The following is a 20,560-nucleotide window of genomic DNA, read 5'->3' as shown; positions in this document are numbered from 1 at the left end:
ACTCGGTGTGTGCCTCGTGGTGATGGACGACTCAACCACGACCTGCTCCCCGGAGAGAAGGGCCCCCAGGACGCTTGCGGCGTCTTCGGAGTCTGGGCCCCGGGCGAAGAGGTCGCCAAGCTCACCTATTTCGGACTGTATGCCCTTCAGCACCGCGGACAGGAGTCCGCGGGCATCGCAGTGAGCAACGGCTCCAAGATCCTTGTGTTCAAGGACATGGGCCTCGTCTCGCAGGTCTTCGACGAAACCTCTCTCAGCTCTCTCCTGGGCCATATCGCGGTGGGCCATGCCCGCTACTCCACCACCGGTGCCTCGGTGTGGGAGAACGCGCAGCCGACCTTCCGGGCCACGGCCCACGGCTCCATCGCGCTCGGTCACAACGGCAATCTGGTCAATACCGCGCAGCTCGCCGGTATGGTCGCCGATCTGCCGAAGGAGAACGGCCGGACGACGCGCGTCGCCGCCACCAATGACACCGATCTGGTGACGGCCCTGCTGGCCAGCCAGACGGACGACGACGGCAGACCCCTCAACCTCGAGGACGCCGCCGCCAAGATCCTGCCCGAGGTCAAGGGCGCCTTCTCGTTCGTCTTCATGGACGAGCACACGCTCTACGCGGCCCGTGACCCCCAGGGCATCCGCCCGCTGGTCCTCGGCCGGCTGGAGCGCGGCTGGGTGGTCGCCTCCGAGGGCGCCGCCCTCGACATCTGCGGTGCCTCGTACGTCCGTGAGATCGAGCCCGGCGAGCTGATCGCCATCGACGAGAACGGTCTCCGTACGCAGCGATTCGCGGAAGCGAAGCCCAAGGGCTGCGTCTTCGAGTACGTCTACCTGGCCCGTCCCGACACGGACATCGCCGGACGGAACGTCTATCTGTCCCGCGTCGAGATGGGTCGGAAACTCGCCAAAGAAGCTCCGGTCGACGCCGATCTGGTGATAGCGACGCCCGAGTCCGGCACGCCCGCCGCCATCGGTTACGCGGAGGCAAGCGGCATCCCGTACGGCTCGGGACTCGTCAAGAACGCCTATGTCGGCCGGACCTTCATCCAGCCCTCCCAGACCATCCGCCAGCTGGGCATCCGCCTCAAGCTGAACCCGCTGAAGGAAGTCATCCGGGGCAAGCGCCTGGTGGTCGTCGACGACTCGATCGTCCGCGGCAACACCCAGCGCGCCCTGGTCAAGATGCTCCGCGAGGCGGGCGCGGCCGAGGTCCACGTGCGGATCTCGTCCCCGCCGGTGAAGTGGCCCTGTTTCTTCGGTATCGACTTCGCCACCCGCGCGGAGCTGATCGCCAACGGCATGTCGGTCGACGAGATCGGCGTCTCCATGGGCGCGGACTCGCTCGCGTACATCTCCCTCGACGCGATGATCGAGGCGACCACCATCGCCAAGCCGAACCTCTGCCGCGCGTGCTTCGACGGTGAGTACCCGATGGAGCTGCCCGATCCCGAGCTGCTCGGCAAGCAGCTGCTGGAGACCGAGCTGGCGGCCGGCCCGGCAAGCGCCGCATCCGAGGCGCTGCGCCGTCCCTAGCGGTCCGGAGCCGTCCTGACGTCCTGATGGATTTCCGGACGGCTCCCGGACGGCTCCCGGACGGCCAGGACCTCCTGCCACCCCACCCCACCCCGCCACCTGCCACCCCGCCACATTCCACCCCACCCCGCCACATCCCCGTTGTGACGTTCTACGAGCGTTCGACGACCGAACGACGACAGGAAAGTACCCAGCCATGTCCGAAACGACTACTGGTGCCAGCTATGCCGCCGCGGGCGTCGACATCGAAGCCGGTGACCGCGCGGTCGAGCTGATGAAGGAGTGGGTGAAGAAGACGCAGCGCCCCGAGGTCCTCGGCGGCCTCGGCGGCTTCGCCGGCCTCTTCGACGCCTCCGCCCTCAAGCGCTACGAACGCCCGCTGCTCGCCTCCGCCACCGACGGCGTCGGGACGAAGGTCGACCTCGCCCGCAAGATGGGCGTGTACGACACGATCGGCCATGACCTGGTCGGCATGGTTGTGGACGACCTGGTCGTCTGCGGCGCCGAACCGCTCTTCATGACCGACTACATCTGTGTCGGCAAGGTCCACCCCGAGCGCGTCGCCGCCATCGTCAAGGGCATCGCCGAGGGCTGTGTGCTGGCCGGCTGCGCCCTGGTCGGCGGCGAGACCGCCGAGCACCCCGGGCTGCTGGGCGAGGACGACTTCGATGTCGCCGGTGCCGGTACGGGCGTGGTCGAGGCGGACCGGCTGCTCGGCGCGGATCGTATCCGTACGGGTGACGCCGTGATCGCGATGGCGTCCTCCGGGCTTCACTCGAACGGGTACTCACTGGTGCGGCATGTGGTCTTCGACCGGGCCGGCTGGTCGCTGGACCGGGAGGTCGAGGAGTTCGGCCGCACGCTCGGCGAGGAGCTGCTGGAGCCCACGAAGATCTACTCGCTGGACTGCCTGGCGCTCACCCGGACCACCGATGTGCACGCGTTCAGTCACATCACCGGCGGCGGCCTCGCGGCGAACCTCGCCCGGGTGATCCCGGACGGGCTGCACGCCACGGTCGACCGTTCGACCTGGACGCCCGGCGCGGTCTTCGACGTGGTCGGTACGGCCGGCCGGGTGGAGCGGCTGGAGCTGGAGAAGACCCTCAACATGGGCGTCGGCATGATCGCCGTCGTCCCGGCGGACTCCGTCGACGCCGCGGTCACCACGCTCGCGGACCGGGGTGTCGAGTCCTGGGTCGCCGGTGAGATCACCGAGCGTGGCGACCACACCACGGGAGCGGCGCTGACCGGCGACTACGCGAGCAACGGCTGAGCGGTGCCGGCGCTGCCCCGGTGTGCGGAAGGCCACTCGTCACGGCGTGTGTCGAGTGGCCGGTCCGCCCCGAGGTCATCCCGTTCGTAAGACAGCACAGAACCCGGTCCGGGGTCGGTCCCGGACCGGGCATGTGAGCTGATGATGCTCGGGGGATACGGACGTCAAGCGCCGCGGCGCCGCGCCGAGGGTCCGGACTGGTCGTCCTCGTCCTCGTCGTTGTTGTATCGATCCGCGTACTGTGCGTACGGGTCATCTTCCTCGTCGTCGTCCTCGAACGGCTCTGCGTTCGGTGGCTGACTCGAAGGTGATGCGCCCAGCTCGTTGGCCAGACGCGACAGGTCTGTCCCGCCGCTGTTGTACTTCAGCTGGCGGGCGACCTTCGTCTGCTTGGCCTTGGCCCGGCCGCGCCCCATGGCTCGACCCCCTCGGTGACGGGGCTCGACGGCCCCAGAGTCTTGACACGCGTTCATGAATCAGAACGAGCTCTCCGCGGAGAGCTCGTCCGTAGGGCTTCAACGGTACCTGCTCTCGCGGCCATACGGTACGCCGCCCGCATGACGCGCCTCGGCGCAGGACCGGTGAGACGCCCTGTCCTCCCTGGTCAGCTGCGATTTTAACCTCTTCTGAGGGCTCGACCCGCCGACCGGAGTGAGTCTGGTCTCCCCTGCCGGGCGGGCCCCGGAGAAACGCCCTCCGAGGCCCGCCCGCACTCATCCGCGCGTCGTCCGCGCGTCACTCCGCGCATCCTCCGCGCGTCAGCCGCGCCGCGCCTCCGCCATCCGGTGCTCGGCGATCCTGTCGGCCGCCGCGGCCGGCGGAATCCCGTCGGTCTTCGCACGTGCGAAGATTTGCAGCGTGGTGTCGAAGATGTGCGCGGCCTTCGCCCGGCACCGTTCGAAGTCGAAGCCGTGCAGCTCGTCGGCGACCTGGATGACCCCGCCCGCGTTCACCACGTAGTCGGGCGCGTACAGGATCCTGCGGTCCGCGAGATCCTTCTCCACCCCCGGATGGGCGAGCTGGTTGTTGGCCGCTCCGCAGACGATCGACGCGGTGAGGACCGCCACCGACGCGTCACTCAGCGCCCCGCCGAGCGCGCACGGGGCGTAGATGTCCAGCCCCTCCGTGCGGATCAGCGCCTCGGTGTCGGCGGCCACGGCGACCTCCGGGTGCTGGTCGGTGATCGCGGCGACCGATTCGGCCCGTACGTCCGTGATCACGACGTGCGCGCCGTCCTTGAGCAGGTGTTCCACCAGGTGGCGGCCGACCTTGCCGACGCCCGCGATGCCGACCGTACGGCCGCGCAGCGACGGGTCGCCCCACAGGTGCTGCGCGCTGGCCCGCATGCCCTGGAAGACGCCGAAGGCGGTCAGGACCGAGGAGTCGCCCGCGCCGCCGTTCTCCGGGGAGCGGCCCGTCGTCCACTCGCAGGTGCGGGCGACGACGTCCATGTCCGCGACGTAGGTGCCGACGTCGCACGCGGTGACGTACCGGCCGCCGAGCGAGGCGACGAACCGGCCGTACGCCAGCAGCAGTTCCTCGGTCTTGATCTGCTCGGGGTCCCCGATGATCACGGCCTTGCCGCCGCCGTGGTCGAGCCCGGCCAGGGCGTTCTTGTACGACATGCCCCGGGCGAGGTTCAGCGCGTCGGCGACGGCCTCCTCCTCGGAGGCGTACGGGTAGAACCGGGTGCCGCCGAGGGCGGGACCGAGGGCGGTGGAGTGGAGGGCGATGACGGCCTTGAGGCCGGTGGGGCGGTCCTGGCAGAGGACCACCTGCTCGTGGCCGCCCTGCTCCGTGCGGAACAGGGTGTGCAGTACGTCGGGGTGCGGTACATCGGTGTGCTGTACATCGGTGTGCTGTACGTCGACGTGCGCGCCGGAAACATCGGTCACTGTAGTGACTCCCAAGTACGAAGCGGCGGTGGGAAGTCCCTCCGTCCCTCCCGTGGGGTGGGGGAGGGACCGGCGGGGCAGACCCGAGATTAAGTCCTACTCGTGCGTAGATCGGCCGCAGTGCTGTGGATCACCCCCTGGAGAGTGACGGGCGTGGGACGATGCGCGACATGCCGGCGGTGTCGTTCCTCCCTGTGCCCTACGCGTCCTACCTGCGCGTCTATGAGCCGTTGGCGGCTTTTCCCGAAGCCGAGAGGGCCCATTGGCGGCATTACGCCACCCGGGAGAGCACACCGACCGCCCAGGACGAACTGCGCCGCTCGCTGGCCGACTTGCTGCCGACGCCCCCGGTGCCCGTCCCCGTGCACGAGAGCGGGGACGCGTTCGTCGCCGAGGTGGACGGTGTCGTGTGCGTCTGTCCCTGGCGGACCCGGCTGCGCGGCTGGCTGGCGCTGGAGGAGCTGGCGCAGACCTTCCCGCCCCGCCTGCTGGACGCGGTGCTGCCCGAGGTGGTGCGCGGCCAGGCGGAGGCGGACTACGCGCGCTGGCGCGAGCGCAATCCGGACGCGCGGCCGTGGATCAGGACGGCGGTCTGGCAGGTGCCGGTGCGCTGGTTCACGCTCTTCGCCGACGAGGAACGGGAGTACGAGCCGGGCGGGCCCCGGGACGAGCCGGGCGGGGGCGGGAGCGAGCCGGGCGGTAACGAGGGCAAGCCGGGCCCGTTCCTGCGCTACCGGACCCCGATGGTGCAGGCCAGACGCCGGCTGGCGCGCTCGCTGAAGACGCTGCGGGACGCGATGGACGACAGTCCGATGACCGAGGGGCTGGTCGATGTCGGGCGCTGGCTGGAGGAGTTCCATCCGCGTTCACTGGTCGAACTGGACTACGGGGGCCTGGTCCATGTCCTGTCCGGCGCCCAGCTGGACCGGGACCGCTCGGCCGCCGATCTGGCCGCCGCGCTCACCGCGCTGCGTTCGGGCGACGGCGAGGCGGCGGGAGTCGCGTACGGACGGCTCAGCGAGCGCTGGCGGGCCGTCAGGGACCGGCAGTTCGCGAACTGACGGCAGTCACCGCGAACCGAGCGCACCGGGTCGGCTACGGCGCGTGCGGACCGTATCCGGCCGCCCGGGGCGGGCGCCCCGCGCATGAAACGGGCGTGAAACGGTCATGGGAGAGACTTGAACCAGACTTGAACGAGACACCGGGGCGGAAGTCCCGATCCCGGCTTTTGCCCTCAAGGGTGACGGACCGCACTAACGGGGCTCTTGCGCCCAACACCCACCCTCGTGTCAAAATAGGACAAGGAGTCCGGGGAGGGCTCCTTCCGCTCAAGTGTGGGCGGATCACTCGTCATTGCACTCTATACGGGGGGTCTGGTGGCCCCTGATCGCTCTGTGACTGATCGTATCTGTGACGTGACTGTCCGCTATGGCATGGTCCATCGGCTTCCGCCGCTGATGAACACCTCAGAGGGCAATTCCATCGGTTTGGCCGACGTGGCTGGACGGATGGTGTAGTTGTAGTGCCGAGGACAAGCCGTTCGTCCTATAACCGACTCGGCCCGCGTCCGCCATTTCGGGCAACGCGGGTCAAGGTGCAGAATTTAGAGGAAAGAACCGAGATGGTTCGGTTCTCCCGAGGAGGCCGCTCATGACCGCTCGCACCCCTGATGCCGAGCCGCTGCTGACCCCGGCTGAGGTTGCCACGATGTTCCGTGTGGACCCGAAGACGGTCACGCGCTGGGCAAAAGCCGGCAAGCTCACGTCCATCCGCACGCTCGGTGGGCATCGCCGGTATCGCGAGGCAGAGGTTCGCGCACTGCTTGCGGGTATTCCGCAGCAGCGCAGCGAGGCCTGAACCGCTTCAAGCAAGGCTCAGCAACGCTCAACAGGGCTCACCCCAGAGCCTGATGGGGCCCGTGAGGGCTCTTCAGGGCTCGCCGACCAGGGAAATCGCCGGGTCCCCCAACTCGGTCGTTCCCTACCTATAGCTCCATACGACGGGGCACCTGCCCCAACAGGTGCCATGCCCTCGCAACACGGGTAAGTCGTCGATCGCGCCGGACTCCGCCGAGTCCGGCGCGATCTTTTTTGTTCGGTGTGAGGGCGCTGTTCCGCCCCTGTTGAGAGCCTGTGCGGAGGGTGCGTGGGGAGGGTGCGGAGAGGCTTTCCCGAGGGTGCAATTGCACATATTAAATTGGTGCCGTGTAGGGCGGTTGTAAGGGAGGCTCCTGTCGAAACTCTTGAGGTGACACCCGTCACACCTCTGACCCCTCGTGGGGGGTGGGTGATCGTCGCCGTGGGCGGTGAACGGTCGGTCAGGAGTCAGCCGGCCGAGGGGTATTGGCCGTCGGATAAGCGGTCCGCGGCGCTCTTCACGAAGAGTTCAGTGGTGAACAGTTCGCCCTTGAAGAGATCGTCGCCCGGTGCGGACTCCATGGCAAGCCGCTGGAGGCGATGACAGATCGGGCAGTGGCCCGTGCGATGCGGATGGCCGGAAGCAGCCGCCAGATGAGCGCGCAGCAGCGCGCCGGTCTCATGCCTCAACGGCCTCCGCGGCCTCTGCCGCTCCGCGGGTCCCACCTGTCCCGTCTGTCCTGCCGACGGATCCGTCGTGGATACGGTCACGCGCACCACCCCCCAGGGCTCATGTGACTGGGGTACTCCCGGGGCGGTGACACCGTCAAGGAGCGAAGGTCCCGCCCCGCCCGATTTGGACGTGCCATAGGCGCACCATCGCCGCGTCATTACCGTGGCGTGACCCTGGGGTGGGTGAGACACGAAGAAGCCCGCATCGGTAAGGATGCGGGCTTCTTCTACTGCGGTCCTGACGGGATTTGAACCCGCGGCCTCCACCTTGACAGGGTGGCGAGCACTCCAAACTGCTCCACAGGACCAGGTTTCGCGGCCCGTGTTCCCCGGGCTGCGAAGACAGACTCTACAGCAGCTCGGAGGGTGCGGTCGAACCGGATCCGCGGCCCGCCCGCAGGCGCCCCCCGGCCCGCCCTCCGGTGCCCCCCGGTGCCCCCGGCCCGCCCGCGGCTACGGCGCCGCCGCGTCGATCGCCTTCACGATCCGCTTGTCCGACACCGGCTGCGCCGTGCCCAGCGCGTGCGCGAAGTAGCTCACCCGCAGCTCCTCGATCATCCAGCGGATGTCCGTGACCTCCCGGGGCACAGGACGGCCCCGGGGCAGCTGCTCCAGCAGCCACGCGTACTCGTCCCGCATCTCGTGGACCTTCTCCATCCGCGTGGTGTCCCGCTGGACGGACGTCGGCATCTGCTGCAACCGCCGGTCGGCGGCCACGAGATAGCGCATCAGGTCCGCCAGCCGGCGCAGCCCCGTACGGGTCACGAAGCCGGCCGGTACGAGGGCCGCCAGCTGGTCCCTGACGTCCTGGACGTTGCGCAGCAGCACCGGACTGGTCGTGGCCTTCAGACGGCGCTCACAGGCCTGCCAGGCGGCCAGGATCTGCTGCACCTGGCCGACGGTCCGCACCGTCGCGTCCACGAGGTCGGCGCGGACCTTCTCGTACAGCTTCCTGAACGACTCCTCGTCCCACGCGGGACCCCCGTGGTCCGCGATCAGCTTGTCGGCGGCGGCGGTCGCGCAGTCCTCGAAGAGCGCCTGCACCGAGCCGTGCGGATTGCGGGAGAGCGCCAGCTTGTGCTGGTTGGTGAGCCGGTCGGAGGCGAACTTCGCCGGGTTCACCGGGATGTTCAGCATGATCAGCCGCCGGGTCCCGGCCCACATCGCCTGCTGCTGCTCCGCCTCCGTGTCGAAGAGCCGTACGGCCACGGTCGCGCCCTCGTCGGCCAGCGCCGGGTACGCCTTCACCGGCTGGCCGGCCCGCCGGGTCTCGAAGACCCGTACCAGCGTGCCGATCGTCCAGTCAGTCAGGCCCGTGCGCTCGATCGTCTCGCCGCCCGCCCGCTCGGCGGTCGCCGCCGCGGCCTGGGAGAGCGCCTGGCGGGCCTTGGGGCGCAGCTGGAGCACGAGGTCCGCCAGGTCCTTGCCCTCGGCGACCTTGCGGCGCCGCTCGTCGACGATCCGGAACGTGATCTTCAGATGGTCCGGGATCCGGGAGAGGTCGAAGTCCTCCGCCGCGACCGGCACCCCCACCATCCGCTGGAGCTCGCGCGCCAGCGTCACCGGCAGCGGCTCCTGGAGCGGCACCGCGCGGTCCAGGAAGGCGTCCGCGTAGTTCGGGGCGGGCACGTAGTGGCGGCGGATCGGCTTGGGCAGGGAGCGGATCAGCTCCACCACCACCTGCTCGCGCAGCCCGGGGATCTGCCAGTCGAAGCCCTCCGGCGTGACCTGGTTGAGCACCTGAAGGGGTACGTGGACGGTCACGCCGTCCGCGTCCGCACCCGGCTCGAACTGATACGTCACCCGGAACTTGAGCGGACCCTGACGCCAGTTGTCCGGGTAGTCGTCCTTGGTGACCGAGCCGGCCTTCTCGTTGATCAGCATCGACCGCTCGAAGTCGAGCAGCTCGGGCTCGTCCCGCCGCGCCGCCTTCCACCACGCGTCGAAGTGCGCCCCGGACACCACATCCGCCGGCACCCGCTGGTCGTAGAAGTCGAAGAGCGTCTCGTCGTCCACGAGGATGTCGCGGCGCCGCGCGCGGTGCTCCAGCTCCTCGACCTCGCCCAGAAGTTTGCGATTGTCATGGAAGAACTGATGGTGCGTCCGCCAGTCGCCCTCCACCAGCGCGTGCCGGATGAACAGCTCCCGCGACGCCTCCGCGTCGATCCGCCCGAAGTTCACCTTCCGCTGCGCGACGATCGGCACGCCGTACAGCGTCACCTTCTCGTACGCCATCACGGCCGCCATGTCCTTCTCCCAGTGCGGCTCGCTGTACGTGCGCTTCAGGAGATGGCCGGCCAGCGGCTCGATCCACTCGGGCTCGACCTTCGCGTTGACCCGCGCCCACAGCCGGGAGGTCTCCACCAGCTCGGCCGACATGACGAAGCGCGGCGGCTTCTTGAAGAGGGCCGAGCCGGGGAAGACGGCGAACTTCGCGCCGCGCGCCCCCAGATACTCGTTCTTCGCGCCCTCTTTGACGTCCTTCATTCCGATATGGGACAGCAGTCCGGCCAGCAGCGACACATGGACGGCCTGGTCCGCCGCGTCGTCCTCCGCGATATGGAGGCCCATCTGCTTGGCGACCGTACGGAGCTGGGAGTAGATGTCCTGCCACTCCCTGATCCGCAGGAAGTTCAGATACTCCGACTTGCACATCCGGCGGAACGCGGAGGACGACAGCGTCTTCTGCTGCTCGCGCACGTACCGCCACATGTTCAGGAACGCCAGGAAGTCGGACGTCTCGTCCTTGAAGCGCGCGTGGTGCTGGTCGGCCTGCGTCTGCTTCTCCGCCGGGCGTTCGCGCGGGTCCTGGATGGAGAGCGCGGCGGCGATCACCATCACCTCGCGGACACAGCCGTTCTTGTCGGCCTCGATGACCATACGGGCGAGCCGCGGGTCCACCGGGAGCTGGGAGAGCTTGCGGCCGAGCGGGGTGAGCTTCTTCTTCGGGTCCTTCTCCACCGAGTCGAGCGCGCCCAGCTCCTGGAGCAGCTGCACACCGTCGCGGATGTTGCGGTGGTCCGGCGGGTCGATGAAGGGGAACTTCTCGATCTCGCCGAGCCCGGCCGCCGTCATCTGGAGGATGACCGAGGCGAGGTTCGTACGGAGGATCTCCGCGTCGGTGAACTCCGGCCGGGAGGTGAAGTCGTCCTCCGCGTACAGCCGGATGCAGATGCCGTCCGACGTACGGCCGCAGCGGCCCTTGCGCTGGTTGGCGCTGGCCTGGGAGACCGCCTCGATCGGCAGCCGCTGGACCTTGGTGCGGTGGCTGTAGCGGGAGATCCGGGCGGTGCCCGGGTCGATCACGTACTTGATGCCGGGGACCGTCAGCGAGGTCTCCGCGACATTGGTCGCGAGGACGACCCGGCGTCCGCCGTGGCGCTGGAACACCCGGTTCTGCTCGGCGTGCGACAGACGCGCGTACAGCGGCAGGATCTCGGTGGCGCGCAGCTTGCGCTTCTCCAGGGCGTCCGCCGTGTCGCGGATCTCCCGCTCCCCGGAGAGGAAGACGAGGATGTCGCCCGGGCCCTCCGACTGGAGTTCGTCCACGGCGTCGGCGATCGCGGTGATCTGGTCGCGGTCGCCCTCCTCGCCGTCCTCCTCCAGCAGCGGCCGGTAGCGGACCTCCACCGGGTACGTACGGCCCGAGACCTCGACGATGGGCGCGTCCCCGAAGTGCCGGGAGAACCGCTCGGGGTCGATGGTCGCCGACGTGATGACGACCTTGAGGTCGGGGCGGCGGGGCAGGAGCTGGGCGAGATAGCCGAGCAGGAAGTCGATGTTGAGGCTGCGCTCGTGGGCCTCGTCGATGATGATCGTGTCGTACGCGAGGAGTTCGCGGTCGGTCTGGATCTCGGCGAGCAGGATGCCGTCGGTCATCAGCTTCACGAAGGTCGCGTCCTGGTTCACCTGGTCGGTGAAGCGGACCTTCCAGCCGACCGCCTCGCCCAGCGGGGTGTCCAGCTCCTGCGCGACGCGCTCGGCGACCGTACGGGCGGCGATCCGGCGGGGCTGGGTGTGCCCGATCATGCCGCGCACCCCGCGCCCCAGCTCCAGACAGATCTTGGGGATCTGGGTCGTCTTGCCCGACCCGGTCTCCCCGGCGACGATCACGACCTGATGGTCACGTATCGCCTCCAGGATCGTGTCCTTCTTCTGGCTGACGGGCAGCTGCTCCGGATACGAGACGGGCGGCACCCGCTCCCCGCGCCGGCGCGTCCGCTCGGCGGCCTTCCCGGCCTCACCGGCGATCTCGTCCAGTACGGCCTGTCGCGCGTCGGGTTTACGGATGCGCCGGGCGCCTTCGAGACGGCGGCCGAGCCGCCGCGCGTCGCGCAGCGAGACATCGGCCAGCAGGGTCTGGAGGTCGGCGAAGGAAGTAGACATACCGAAACCAGGATCTCACCCGGCGCTCCGGAACGGCGAACGGATTTCGGCGGGAGGGGGGAGCAGGGGAGCGGGGATCGCGGGAGTGGGGAACGCGGTAATGCGGAAAGCCCCGGCCGGTATGTCGGCTGGGGCTCCCTGGCGGTGGCTGGGGCCGGGATCGAACCGGCGACCTATCGCTTTTCAGGCGATCGCTCGTACCAACTGAGCTACCCAGCCACGCAGCCTCGCGGCTGCAAGCGGTCCTGACGGGATTTGAACCCGCGACCTCCACCTTGACAGGGTGGCGAGCACTCCAAGCTGCTCCACAGGACCTTGCAATGTGCGAGCACAAGTCTCGCACACAGTGTTGCGTGCCCCCAACGGGATTCGAACCCGTGCTACCGCCTTGAAAGGGCGGCGTCCTGGGCCACTAGACGATGAGGGCTAAGGGCCCGCCTGGGCGCTTTGCAGCGCGTCGGGGACGTGAGAAGCATATGGGATGGGTGGAGCGATCGCCAAAACGGTTTAGGGGGCGGGTGACGAGGGCGGGGATAGCGGAGGGGGAGGGCAGGGGCGGTGGGGGAGCCCGGGGAGCCCAAGGGAGCCGCGGGAGCCCTGGGAGCCCTGGGGCTCTCCGCGCACGGCGCTCAGCCCCAGCCCAGCTCGTGCAGCCGCTCGTCGCCGATGCCGAAGTGGTGGGCGATCTCGTGGACGACCGTGACGGAGACCTCGTGGACCACGTCCTCCGTGCTCTCGCAGTAGCGCAGGGTCGGCCCCATGTAGATCGAGATGCGGTCGGGCAGGACCCCGGCGTACCACTCGCCCCGGTCCGTGAGCGGAGTCCCCTCGTACAGACCCAGCAGTTCGGGGTCGGCGGGGTCGGGTTCGTCCTCGACGAAGACGGCGACGTTGTCCATGACCCGGGTCAGTTCCGGTGGGATCCGGTCGAGGGCCTGGCTGACCAGTTCTTCGAAGGTCTCGCGTGTCATCTCCAGCACACGGTCATTGTCGCGGACGCGCAGGGGATCGGTCCCCGGGCGTGTCCCCGGTGGGGAAAAGGAAGTTGTGCAGGGAAACCTTCCCTCGCCGCCGGCGGGGTGACCGACCCCCTTCGCCCCGGAGGTGCCGCCCGTGCGCCAGGTGTCCGCCTTGTCCTCCCCAGGCCGTCTCGCCGTCTGGATCGCCACCTCACTGGCGGTCGCGGCCTCCGCGGGCTGCATGAGCGTGGGTGACGACGGGCGTGGTCCGACGCCGTCGCGCCCGACCGAACGGAGCGGCTCCGCCGCCGAACCGGACGGGGGTACGGGCGCGGACGCCGGCCCGGTGGCGCCCGGCGCGGGCCGCGGAGGTACGGGAGCGGGCGGCGCGGCCGGGCACGTCGACAAGAAGACGGGGGCGAAGGAGAGCGCCAAGGGGAAGGACGGCAAGGACGGCGAGGACGAGGCCGGCCCGGACGAGCCGGGCGGCGACGGCAAGGCCAAGGGCGCGTCGCCGGGCGCCAGTTCGGCGGCGACCCCGGCACCGGAGCCCACGCAGGGCACCCGGCCCCGGCCGGGCGGCGGCGGCCCGACCCCGCCGGGGGAGGAGCCCGTACCGTCCAAGGAGCCGACGCGCACGGCGCCGCAGCCCACCCCGACCCCGACCGGCCAGGACCCCGATCCGGACCCGGACCCCGAGCCGAAGCCGACGGACGCGCCGTCGGCGTCACCGGCGGCGGACGTACGGGCGGCGGCGCCGCTGGCGGGGATCTGGGAGTGGCGGGAGCCGTCGGCGTCGCCGCAGATGGGCCCGGTGTGAGCGGGGCGCGGGGCTGGTAGGCCGGTGATGGGCTGCTGATGCGCGGCTGATTCGGGCGGTGATTTGCCAGGGAGGGGGGAGGGTGCGTATGGTAGTAGATCGTTTGATCATTGCCCGGCGCCGACACAGAAGAGCGCCGCGTGGCGCGTACTCTCCCTTGCCGTGGCTGACCGCATTGAGGCGGTCGATTTGCGAATCACGGAGTTTGGGCGCGTGCCGAGACTCCGGAAGGTTTCGCATTTCGCATGTCCATTTCCAGTACTGATAACTCCGTCATGCCCGAGAGCGACGAGGCGGCCGTGAAGGCTGTCGTCGAGAGCATCGAGGCCGTCGAGGTAGTCGAGACCGTTGAGGTCGCCGAGGTCGCCGAGGTCGTTGAGATCGTTGAGGCCGACGTGAACGTGAAGGCCGACGACTCTGCCGAGACCGTCGAGCCGAACGACTCCGTCGAGTCCGAGGAGTCCGGCGAGTCCGAGGCCCCCGGCCTCACCTTCAGCGACCTGGGCCTGCCCGAGGGCATCGTCCGCAAGCTCAACCAGAACGGCGTCACCGCGCCCTTCCCGATCCAGGCCGCGACCATCCCGGACGCCCTGGCCGGCAAGGACATCCTGGGCCGTGGCCGTACCGGCTCCGGCAAGACCCTCTCCTTCGGTCTGCCGCTCCTGGCCACGCTGGCCGAGGGCCGCACGGAGAAGAAGAAGCCCCGCGGCATCATCCTCACCCCGACCCGCGAGCTGGCGATGCAGGTCGCCGACGCGCTCCAGCCCTACGGCGACGTCCTCGGCCTGAAGATGAAGGTCGTCTGCGGCGGTACGTCGATGAGCAACCAGATCTACGCCCTGGAGCGAGGCGTCGACATCCTCGTCGCCACCCCGGGCCGGCTGCGTGACCTCATCAACCGCCGCGCCTGCTCGCTGGACCAGGTCCAGATCGCGATCCTGGACGAGGCCGACCAGATGTCGGACCTGGGCTTCATGCCCGAGGTCACCGAGCTGCTCGACCTGGTGCCGGCCGGCGGCCAGCGCATGCTCTTCTCCGCCACCATGGAGAACGAGATCAGCTCGCTGGTCAAGCGCTACCTGAGCAACCCGGTCAGCCACGAGGTCGACAGCGCCCAGGGCAACGTCACCACCATGACGCACCACGTCCTCGTCGTGAAGCCGAAGGACAAGGCGCCGGTCACGGCCGCGATCGCCGCCCGCAAGGGCCGCACGATCATCTTCGTACGGACGCAGCTGGGCGCCGACCGTATCGCCGAGCAGCTCCGCGAGTCCGGTGTGAAGGCCGACGCGCTGCACGGCGGCATGACGCAGGGCGCGCGGACGCGGACGCTGGCGGACTTCAAGGAGGGGCTCGTCAACGCCCTCGTCGCCACCGACGTCGCCGCGCGCGGTATCCACGTGGACGGCATCGACCTGGTGCTGAACGTGGACCCGGCCGGTGACCACAAGGACTACCTGCACCGCTCGGGCCGTACGGCGCGCGCCGGCAAGTCCGGTGTCGTCGTCTCCCTGTCGCTGCCGCACCAGCGCCGCCAGATCTTCCGGCTGATGGAGGACGCGGGCGTCGACGCCACGCGCCACATGGTCGGCGGGGCCGGCGCGTTCGACCCGGAGGTCGCCGAGATCACCGGCGCCCGTTCGCTCACCGAGGTCCAGGCCGACTCCGCGAACAACGCGGCCAAGCAGGCCGAGCGCGAGGCCGCCGACCTGACGAAGCAGCTGGAGCGCGCGCAGCGCCGTGCCGTCGAGCTCCGCGAGGAGGCCGGCCGGCTGGTCGCCCGCGCGGCGCGCGAGCGGGGAGACGACCCGGAGGAGGCGGTGGCCGAGGTCATCGCCGAGGCCGAGCGCGAGGTGGCGGCTGCCGCCGCTGCCGCTGCCGCCGTACCGGCGCAGCCCGCGTACCGCGACCGCACCGACCGTGACGAGCGGGGCAACTTCGGCCGCCGTGACGACCGCGGCGAGCGCAGCGGCCGGGGCGGCGCGCGTGGCTACACGCCGCGCGAGGGCGGCGACCGTGCCGGCTTCCAGCGCCGTGACGACCGCCGTGACGACCGTACGGGTGGCGGCTTCAACCGCGACCGCAACGACCGCGGTGACCGTCCGGAGCGCCGTGACGACCGTGGCGACCGTGGCGGCGACCGCGGTGGGTTCCAGCGCCGTGACGACCGCGGTGGTGACCGTGGCGGCGACCGCGGCGGTTTCCAGCGCCGTGACGACCGTACGGGTGGCGGCTTCAACCGCGACCGCAACGACCGTCCGGAGCGCCGTGACGACCGTGGCGGCGACCGCGGCGGCCGTCCCTTCGAGCGCCGCGACCACCGCGCGGGTGACCGTCCGGTCAACCGCGACCGCCGCGACGACCGTCCGGCGTTCGGCGCCCGCACCGGCGGCCACGACCGTCCGGCCACCCGCCGCGACGACCACCGCGGCGGCACCACCGGCACCGGCACCGGCTCCTTCGGCCGCCGCGACGACAAGCCCCGCTGGAAGCGCAACGGCTGACGCGTAGTCGTACGACGACGCGTAGACGTACGACAGGGCCCGTGACCACTCTCAAGGTGGCCACGGGCCCTGCCCGTTGCGCCGCGACATCCCCGAGCGGGATACCCGATCGGCACACCGCCACCGGCGGGCTATGCTCTTGGGTGTTGTGCCACGGGCCATTAGCTCAATTGGCAGAGCAGCGGACTTTTAATCCGTTGGTTGTCGGTTCGAGTCCGACATGGCCTACCGATAGACCCCAGGTCAGGGGCACACCTGACCTGGGGCTCGGTTCTTGTTCGAGTTCATTTCGGGCAGGTGCTCCAGCGAAGCTCAATCGAAGTGCAAACGATCAAGACACAGAGACCCCCGACCATCGCGGCTGGGGGTCTCTGGTTGTGCGGTGGGCTACGGCGCTCCGGCGCCGCAGCGTAGGCACGGGAGATGGTGACGGGTCCAGCGCTGGTGAAAGAGGGAGCCCCGGCCGGTAGCTGGGGACGCGGACCGGTCGGGGCGGTAGGTGGGTCAGTTGGACAGGTGGCGGAAGCGCGTGTTGCTGGCGAGGCTCCCTCGTTCGCCGACCGTGTCTGTCCACTTGCGGCAGGTGGCAGATACGAGAGCTTCGACGGCCTTCGGGTCTGCGTGCCGCCAGCTGGCGAATTCGTTCAGCCACTCCAGCGCGGCGGCCGGCGGCTGTCCGTACTCCATGAGGCGGACGGCTGTGTATGCCGGATCCACCCAGGCCGGGCCGACGGCGGGCATGGCCCAGTCGACGACGTGAGCCATACCCCTGCTGTCGATCATGATGTTGTGGGGGTTGGTGTCGGTGTGCAGGAGGTGATCCCCCGCCAGCGCGTCAGCCTCCCCGGGCCGCAGGTAACCGGCCAGCCGGTTCGTAAGAGGCGGGGGCTGGATGTCGGGCGGCGCCAACTCGCCCATGCGTTCAAGCGCCTCCGCCACCGCGGCGAGGTCCGCGGACCCCGGGCCAAGGTCGGCATTCCGGCCCTGTACATGCGTGAACGCCAGACAGGACCAGCCGTATGCGTGGAACGCGTGGCGGATCTCCGGCGCGATTCCCGCCACGGCCGGGCTGACGAGCTGCTCCCAGCGGAGAGCGGCGGTCCCGTCCGTGTCGCTGTCGTGGACGCCCTTGAGGAAGAGGAGACCGTCCTGGACCGTGTTCAGGGTCAGGGCCAGGGTGCAGCTCAGCCCTTGCGGAACGATCCGTGAGGAGAGCACGGCCCCCGTCCGTTCCTCTACGCAGGACCGGAATTCGGCCGGAAGCTCGGCCCATTGCACGCGGTTGATCATGCGATCCTCTCGAATGAGGGAGGGGCGCCGGACTCCGGCGCCCCTCCGTATTTGCCGGTCAGTTCTGCGTCGTGCCGCACTTACGGCAGCGCTGCTTGCCGCTCCACTCGGTCCAGTCGTGGTCGCATTCGCTCAGTGTGTGCCACATAGCGTGTCCCTTCGCTGGTGCTCTTCGGTTGCCGCTCCGGACGGAGCGGGGTCAGTGGGGGCGTGCGGGTACGTACCGGCGCGCGGGGGGTTCGTGGGCGCGCTGGTGTATGACGATCAGTTCCTGCTCGCAGGTCCGGCAGGCGAACAGCGGTGTCTCGGCTGCCGTGTGGCCGGGGCCGCCGGGGGTGCTGATCTCGCCGACGCGGATCGTCTGGACGCCTCGCCGGGGGCAGCGGAAGCAGTTGCCCAGGGCGGGCGGCTCGGCGGCGTGTGTGGCTGCGAGGTGGATGTTCACGGCGTGCACCCGCACGGGCAGGGCCGCCCCCTGGACAGGATCGGGCCCAGACACGGCCCGGCCGGCGGGGTGGGCGGGCCCGGGAAGTCGCTGTCCTTGATGGGGTCGCCGTGCCACAGGAGTGTGATGCCGTGCTCCGCGCACCACGCATACAGTGGCTTCTCCTCGGGGAAGTCGTGTCCTCCCTTCGGGCACCTGGTCACCGCACGCTCCTGGGGGTGGCGAGGGTGGCGGCCCGGTCGTCCTCGCCGAACGTTGTCGCGACGAACCCGCCGGCCTCCCGCACCCTGCGCTGGAAGTCGGCGCGGTCGCCGTGGCGGGTGAGGCGATCCCAGTGGTGTACGAGGCAGATCTTCGTGCGATCGTCCGGAATCTCGGCCATGAAGGTCACCAGCTCGTGGAAGCCGGGCCGCTGGTCGTCGGTGAGCGCGTCGTCGCCGAGGTCGACCCATCGGCCGGCGATCTCCCAGCGCCGGGCCGCGGCCCAGTTCTGGCAGCCGTCCAGCCTGAGGTCGAGGATGGCGCGGGCGCGCAGGCCGGGGTGACGGTCGTAGAGGAACACGAGCGGTGGGATGCCGTTGTCGGGCATGGTGGCCCCCTGAAGTAACTGTCAGCGATTCGTAGGAAGCGCTCCGTACTTGCATGGTCCACCGGTGGACTAGTCAGGTCAAGATGTGGGCGCGAAAGAGCCCCCGCCAACAGCGGGGGCTCACGCGAGGATTGACGGCCACTCAGCCGTTCATCGAATACTCTTCCGTCCTTGACCAGCGTCCGGACGGCGAGACGCCTACCTCGTAGGTCAACGCGCGACCCTCGACGTCGTAGGCGACATGCCGCACCTCCGATACAGCGGCCGGACCATCAAGGCGCAGCAACTCCAGTTCATCGGCGGTCGCCAACCGGGACGTCCACCAGTCCCGCCCGGTGTGAGGGCGCCGACCGGTCTGCATCTCCACATACCGCGTGGTGCCCTCGCGTACCCGCTCGCGCTGGAGCAGACGAGGCGCGGCCTCAGCGACCTCGGCCGCGAACCAGCTGTACGAGGTGGCCGTCGGAGTCTCTCCCTCGAACGTCACGCGGTGTCGCCGCGCGACGGTAGCGCCGGCCTCGATGCCCAGCCCTGTCGCGACGTCTTCCGGTGCGGGCATCAGCTCGGCGGCCAGGATTTCCGCGTACTCGCCAGCTGTGTAGATGTTCCCGGTGGCCACCGATGTCGCGTACCGCTCACCGGCGGTACGGGCAAGGAGCATTCGGTCCTTGACGGTTGAGCCCGTCCCTTGGCGGGTCTCCACCAACCCTTCCTGGCGCAGGACGTCAAGCGCCTTGACCACGGTGGCGCGCGAGACGTTCCAGCGGTCGGTCAACTCCCGCTCCGAGGGCAGTGTCTGCCCGGGTGTGAGTTCGCCGCGGACGATCTTTCCTCGCAGGTCGGCGGCGATCTGGTCGTACTTGGGCAGTGCCATTACTCTTCCCCTGCCTAGTGGACTGGTCCAGTAGGCATGTTGAAGGGGAAGGCTGTCAGCGGTCAACCCGTGGGCCAGAGTTCGGACATGACGAAGGCGCCCCTGCCCTCCCAGAGGAGAGCAGGGGCGCGGTGCGTCAGCGGCGTCCGTGGTGCCCCGGGCCCGGAAGCCGGAGGCGCCGACGGACAGCCCTTCTTGACGGAGGCCCGTCGCGGTATCCTGAAAGCCGAACGTTGCGAGGCTCCGTCACCCCAGGTGGCGGGGCCTTTCTGCTCCACCGATGCTCCACCGAGCGCGCCGTAACCAACCGGCATGGGGCGACATGAAGCGACATCGGCAGAGCGGGAGGCTGGAGGGGTAGGGGCCTCTGACCCGGCGGCCTCTGACTCGGCGGCCTCAGAGCCGGCGGGCGAAGGCGCGCGCGCCGTTGTGGAAATCAAGGGTGAGCCCCCGTGCCTTGCCCGCGTCCTCCCGGGTGGACCACCGTGTGATGGCGGCGACCTCGGGCGACTCGGCCCGCACGAGGGCGGCGTACAGCCACCCTTCGTGGTCACCCGGATCCTGGTCGCCCGGATCCTGCTGGCCGCCCTCGGCCGGTACGGGGTCGCCGTTCACGGGGGTGTCGGGGTCATCGTGCTTCTCGCCGGTGGCCAGCTGCCCGATGATCTGCCATCGCACCTCTCCGGCTGTGGTCGTGATGGCCAACCCGAAGGGGTGAGTGGTGTCCCCGGCCTCGCTGAGGCTCTGGACGCGGGTCACGCCCGGGGTGTTCTTGACCAGGTCAAGAACGAAATCCTGGAATCGCGGGGGTCGCATTTGGGACTTTCCTTCCATGGCGGCCGAGCCAGTGTAGGTACGAGCCGGGCCGCCCGGAGGCCGATCACTCACCCCGCACCGGGGCGCGGGGAGCGCGGGGCGGGGGTACGGGGGTACGAGGGGCGCGTCGGGGCCGGTTCGGGGCCCGGTGGCCCGGTGGGGCTGCGCGGCAGTGGAGCGGGGCGGCGGGGCTGGTCTCGGCGGCTGACGGCCGCCTGTTGGCTACGGTTCGGGGTCCGCTGGTCATGGTGGGGTTGTTGGGTGTGGGTCAGGGCGGTGCTGAGTGGGTGGTTCCGTGGCGCGGGTTGTCGGGAAGGGGGCCGCCCCTCCAGCTGTGAGTGTCGCGACTCCGGGACAGGTGTAAAGGGCGCTCCTGCGTCGCGTCGCTGCGCGATGACCTTCGGTCACCCTTGACACCTGCCCCGGAGCCGCAAGTGCGGCTTGTTGGGAGGGGCGGCCGGGTGGGAGGGGGTTGCCCGGGGGGCCGGCCGGGCTGTCGGTCGGTTCAGGGTCCGGCGGCCCGGTGGACCCTGCGGGGCTGCGCAGCAGTGCAATGGGGCGACTCGGCCCCGTCTCGGCGGCCGGCGG

16 protein-coding genes and 5 tRNA genes are annotated in these 20,560 nt (G+C 69.8%); 7 read left to right on the top strand and 14 right to left on the bottom strand.

Features of this window, described 5'->3' with window-relative positions; all coding sequences use genetic code 11:
• Positions 1–9: 9 nt before the first annotated feature.
• Positions 10–1,533 (top strand): amidophosphoribosyltransferase, encoded by a 1,524-nt coding sequence (gene purF / locus AB0389_RS08430; RefSeq protein ID WP_366394543.1) that lies wholly within the window; start codon positions 10–12, stop codon positions 1,531–1,533.
• Positions 1,534–1,729: 196 nt separating this feature from the next.
• Complete coding sequence (purM, locus tag AB0389_RS08425) at positions 1,730–2,806, top strand: phosphoribosylformylglycinamidine cyclo-ligase (RefSeq protein WP_366394542.1); 1,077 nt, start codon at positions 1,730–1,732, stop codon at positions 2,804–2,806.
• A gap of 164 nt (positions 2,807–2,970) precedes the next feature.
• On the opposite strand, the gene AB0389_RS08420 is transcribed toward purM, so the two are convergent.
• Both AB0389_RS08420 and AB0389_RS08415 read right to left on the bottom strand, forming a co-directional pair.
• Positions 2,971–3,222, bottom strand: coding sequence for a DUF3073 domain-containing protein (locus AB0389_RS08420; RefSeq protein ID WP_366394541.1), 252 nt, complete (start codon positions 3,220–3,222; stop codon positions 2,971–2,973).
• 342 nt (positions 3,223–3,564) lie between these two features.
• Positions 3,565–4,623 carry a Glu/Leu/Phe/Val dehydrogenase dimerization domain-containing protein gene (locus tag AB0389_RS08415; RefSeq protein WP_366394726.1) on the bottom strand — a complete coding sequence of 353 codons (1,059 nt, stop codon included), beginning with the start codon at positions 4,621–4,623 and terminating at the stop codon, positions 3,565–3,567.
• Positions 4,624–4,871: 248 nt separating this feature from the next.
• Between AB0389_RS08415 and AB0389_RS08410 the strand changes: the two genes are divergently transcribed.
• Positions 4,872–5,762 (top strand): hypothetical protein, encoded by an 891-nt coding sequence (locus tag AB0389_RS08410; protein WP_366394540.1) that lies wholly within the window; start codon positions 4,872–4,874, stop codon positions 5,760–5,762.
• Between the two features lie 589 nt (positions 5,763–6,351).
• Positions 6,352–6,558: a developmental transcriptional regulator BldC gene (gene bldC, locus AB0389_RS08405; RefSeq protein WP_003949541.1), complete on the top strand. Its 207-nt coding sequence runs from the start codon at positions 6,352–6,354 to the stop codon at positions 6,556–6,558.
• Positions 6,559–7,025: 467 nt separating this feature from the next.
• Here bldC and AB0389_RS08400 read toward each other — a convergent pair whose 3' ends face one another.
• The 7 genes from AB0389_RS08400 to AB0389_RS08370 form a co-directional block, all read right to left on the bottom strand.
• Positions 7,026–7,247 carry a DUF6274 family protein gene (locus AB0389_RS08400; protein ID WP_366394539.1) on the bottom strand — a complete coding sequence of 74 codons (222 nt, stop codon included), beginning with the start codon at positions 7,245–7,247 and terminating at the stop codon, positions 7,026–7,028.
• Positions 7,248–7,522: 275 nt separating this feature from the next.
• Positions 7,523–7,597 (bottom strand) — tRNA-Asp (locus AB0389_RS08395).
• 145 nt (positions 7,598–7,742) lie between these two features.
• A complete protein-coding gene (gene hrpA, locus AB0389_RS08390) occupies positions 7,743–11,675 on the bottom strand; it encodes an ATP-dependent RNA helicase HrpA (RefSeq protein ID WP_366394538.1) in 3,933 nt (1,310 codons plus the stop codon).
• Positions 11,676–11,820: 145 nt separating this feature from the next.
• A tRNA-Phe gene (locus AB0389_RS08385) sits at positions 11,821–11,894 on the bottom strand.
• Between the two features lie 21 nt (positions 11,895–11,915).
• Positions 11,916–11,990: transfer RNA gene (locus AB0389_RS08380), tRNA-Asp, on the bottom strand.
• Positions 11,991–12,029: 39 nt separating this feature from the next.
• A tRNA-Glu gene (locus AB0389_RS08375) sits at positions 12,030–12,102 on the bottom strand.
• A gap of 202 nt (positions 12,103–12,304) precedes the next feature.
• Entirely contained in the window at positions 12,305–12,655 is a 351-nt protein-coding gene (locus AB0389_RS08370) for a metallopeptidase family protein (RefSeq protein WP_366394537.1), read from the bottom strand.
• A 142-nt stretch (positions 12,656–12,797) separates the two neighbouring features.
• Here AB0389_RS08370 and AB0389_RS08365 point away from each other — a divergent pair, with 142 nt between their 5' ends.
• The 3 genes from AB0389_RS08365 to AB0389_RS08355 all read left to right on the top strand — a co-directional run bounded on the left by AB0389_RS08365 (position 12,798) and on the right by AB0389_RS08355 (position 16,186).
• Positions 12,798–13,454, top strand: a complete 657-nt coding sequence (locus AB0389_RS08365; RefSeq protein WP_366394725.1) for a hypothetical protein — start codon at positions 12,798–12,800, stop codon at positions 13,452–13,454.
• Positions 13,455–13,699: 245 nt separating this feature from the next.
• Positions 13,700–15,958 (top strand): DEAD/DEAH box helicase, encoded by a 2,259-nt coding sequence (locus tag AB0389_RS08360; protein WP_366394536.1) that lies wholly within the window; start codon positions 13,700–13,702, stop codon positions 15,956–15,958.
• Positions 15,959–16,113: 155 nt separating this feature from the next.
• Positions 16,114–16,186, top strand: a tRNA-Lys gene (locus AB0389_RS08355).
• A gap of 276 nt (positions 16,187–16,462) precedes the next feature.
• On the opposite strand, the gene AB0389_RS08350 is transcribed toward AB0389_RS08355, so the two are convergent.
• The 5 genes from AB0389_RS08350 to AB0389_RS08330 form a co-directional block, all read right to left on the bottom strand.
• On the bottom strand, positions 16,463–17,248 hold the full coding sequence (locus AB0389_RS08350) for a phosphotransferase (protein WP_366394535.1): 786 nt from the start codon (positions 17,246–17,248) through the stop codon (positions 16,463–16,465).
• 199 nt (positions 17,249–17,447) lie between these two features.
• Positions 17,448–17,693 carry a hypothetical protein gene (locus AB0389_RS08345; RefSeq protein WP_366394534.1) on the bottom strand — a complete coding sequence of 82 codons (246 nt, stop codon included), beginning with the start codon at positions 17,691–17,693 and terminating at the stop codon, positions 17,448–17,450.
• Positions 17,694–17,892: 199 nt separating this feature from the next.
• Positions 17,893–18,282 (bottom strand): recombinase family protein, encoded by a 390-nt coding sequence (locus tag AB0389_RS08340; protein ID WP_366394533.1) that lies wholly within the window; start codon positions 18,280–18,282, stop codon positions 17,893–17,895.
• Positions 18,283–18,424: 142 nt separating this feature from the next.
• A complete protein-coding gene (locus AB0389_RS08335) occupies positions 18,425–19,156 on the bottom strand; it encodes a GntR family transcriptional regulator (RefSeq protein ID WP_366394532.1) in 732 nt (243 codons plus the stop codon).
• 396 nt (positions 19,157–19,552) lie between these two features.
• Complete coding sequence (locus tag AB0389_RS08330) at positions 19,553–19,972, bottom strand: hypothetical protein (RefSeq protein WP_366394531.1); 420 nt, start codon at positions 19,970–19,972, stop codon at positions 19,553–19,555.
• Positions 19,973–20,560: the final 588 nt, after the last annotated feature.

Source organism: Streptomyces sp. NPDC093109 (assembly GCF_040701725.1).
Taxonomy (GTDB): domain Bacteria; phylum Actinomycetota; class Actinomycetes; order Streptomycetales; family Streptomycetaceae; genus Streptomyces.
Note: the sequence above shows the minus strand (reverse complement) of the source record. Positions and strands in the feature narration are given on the sequence as shown.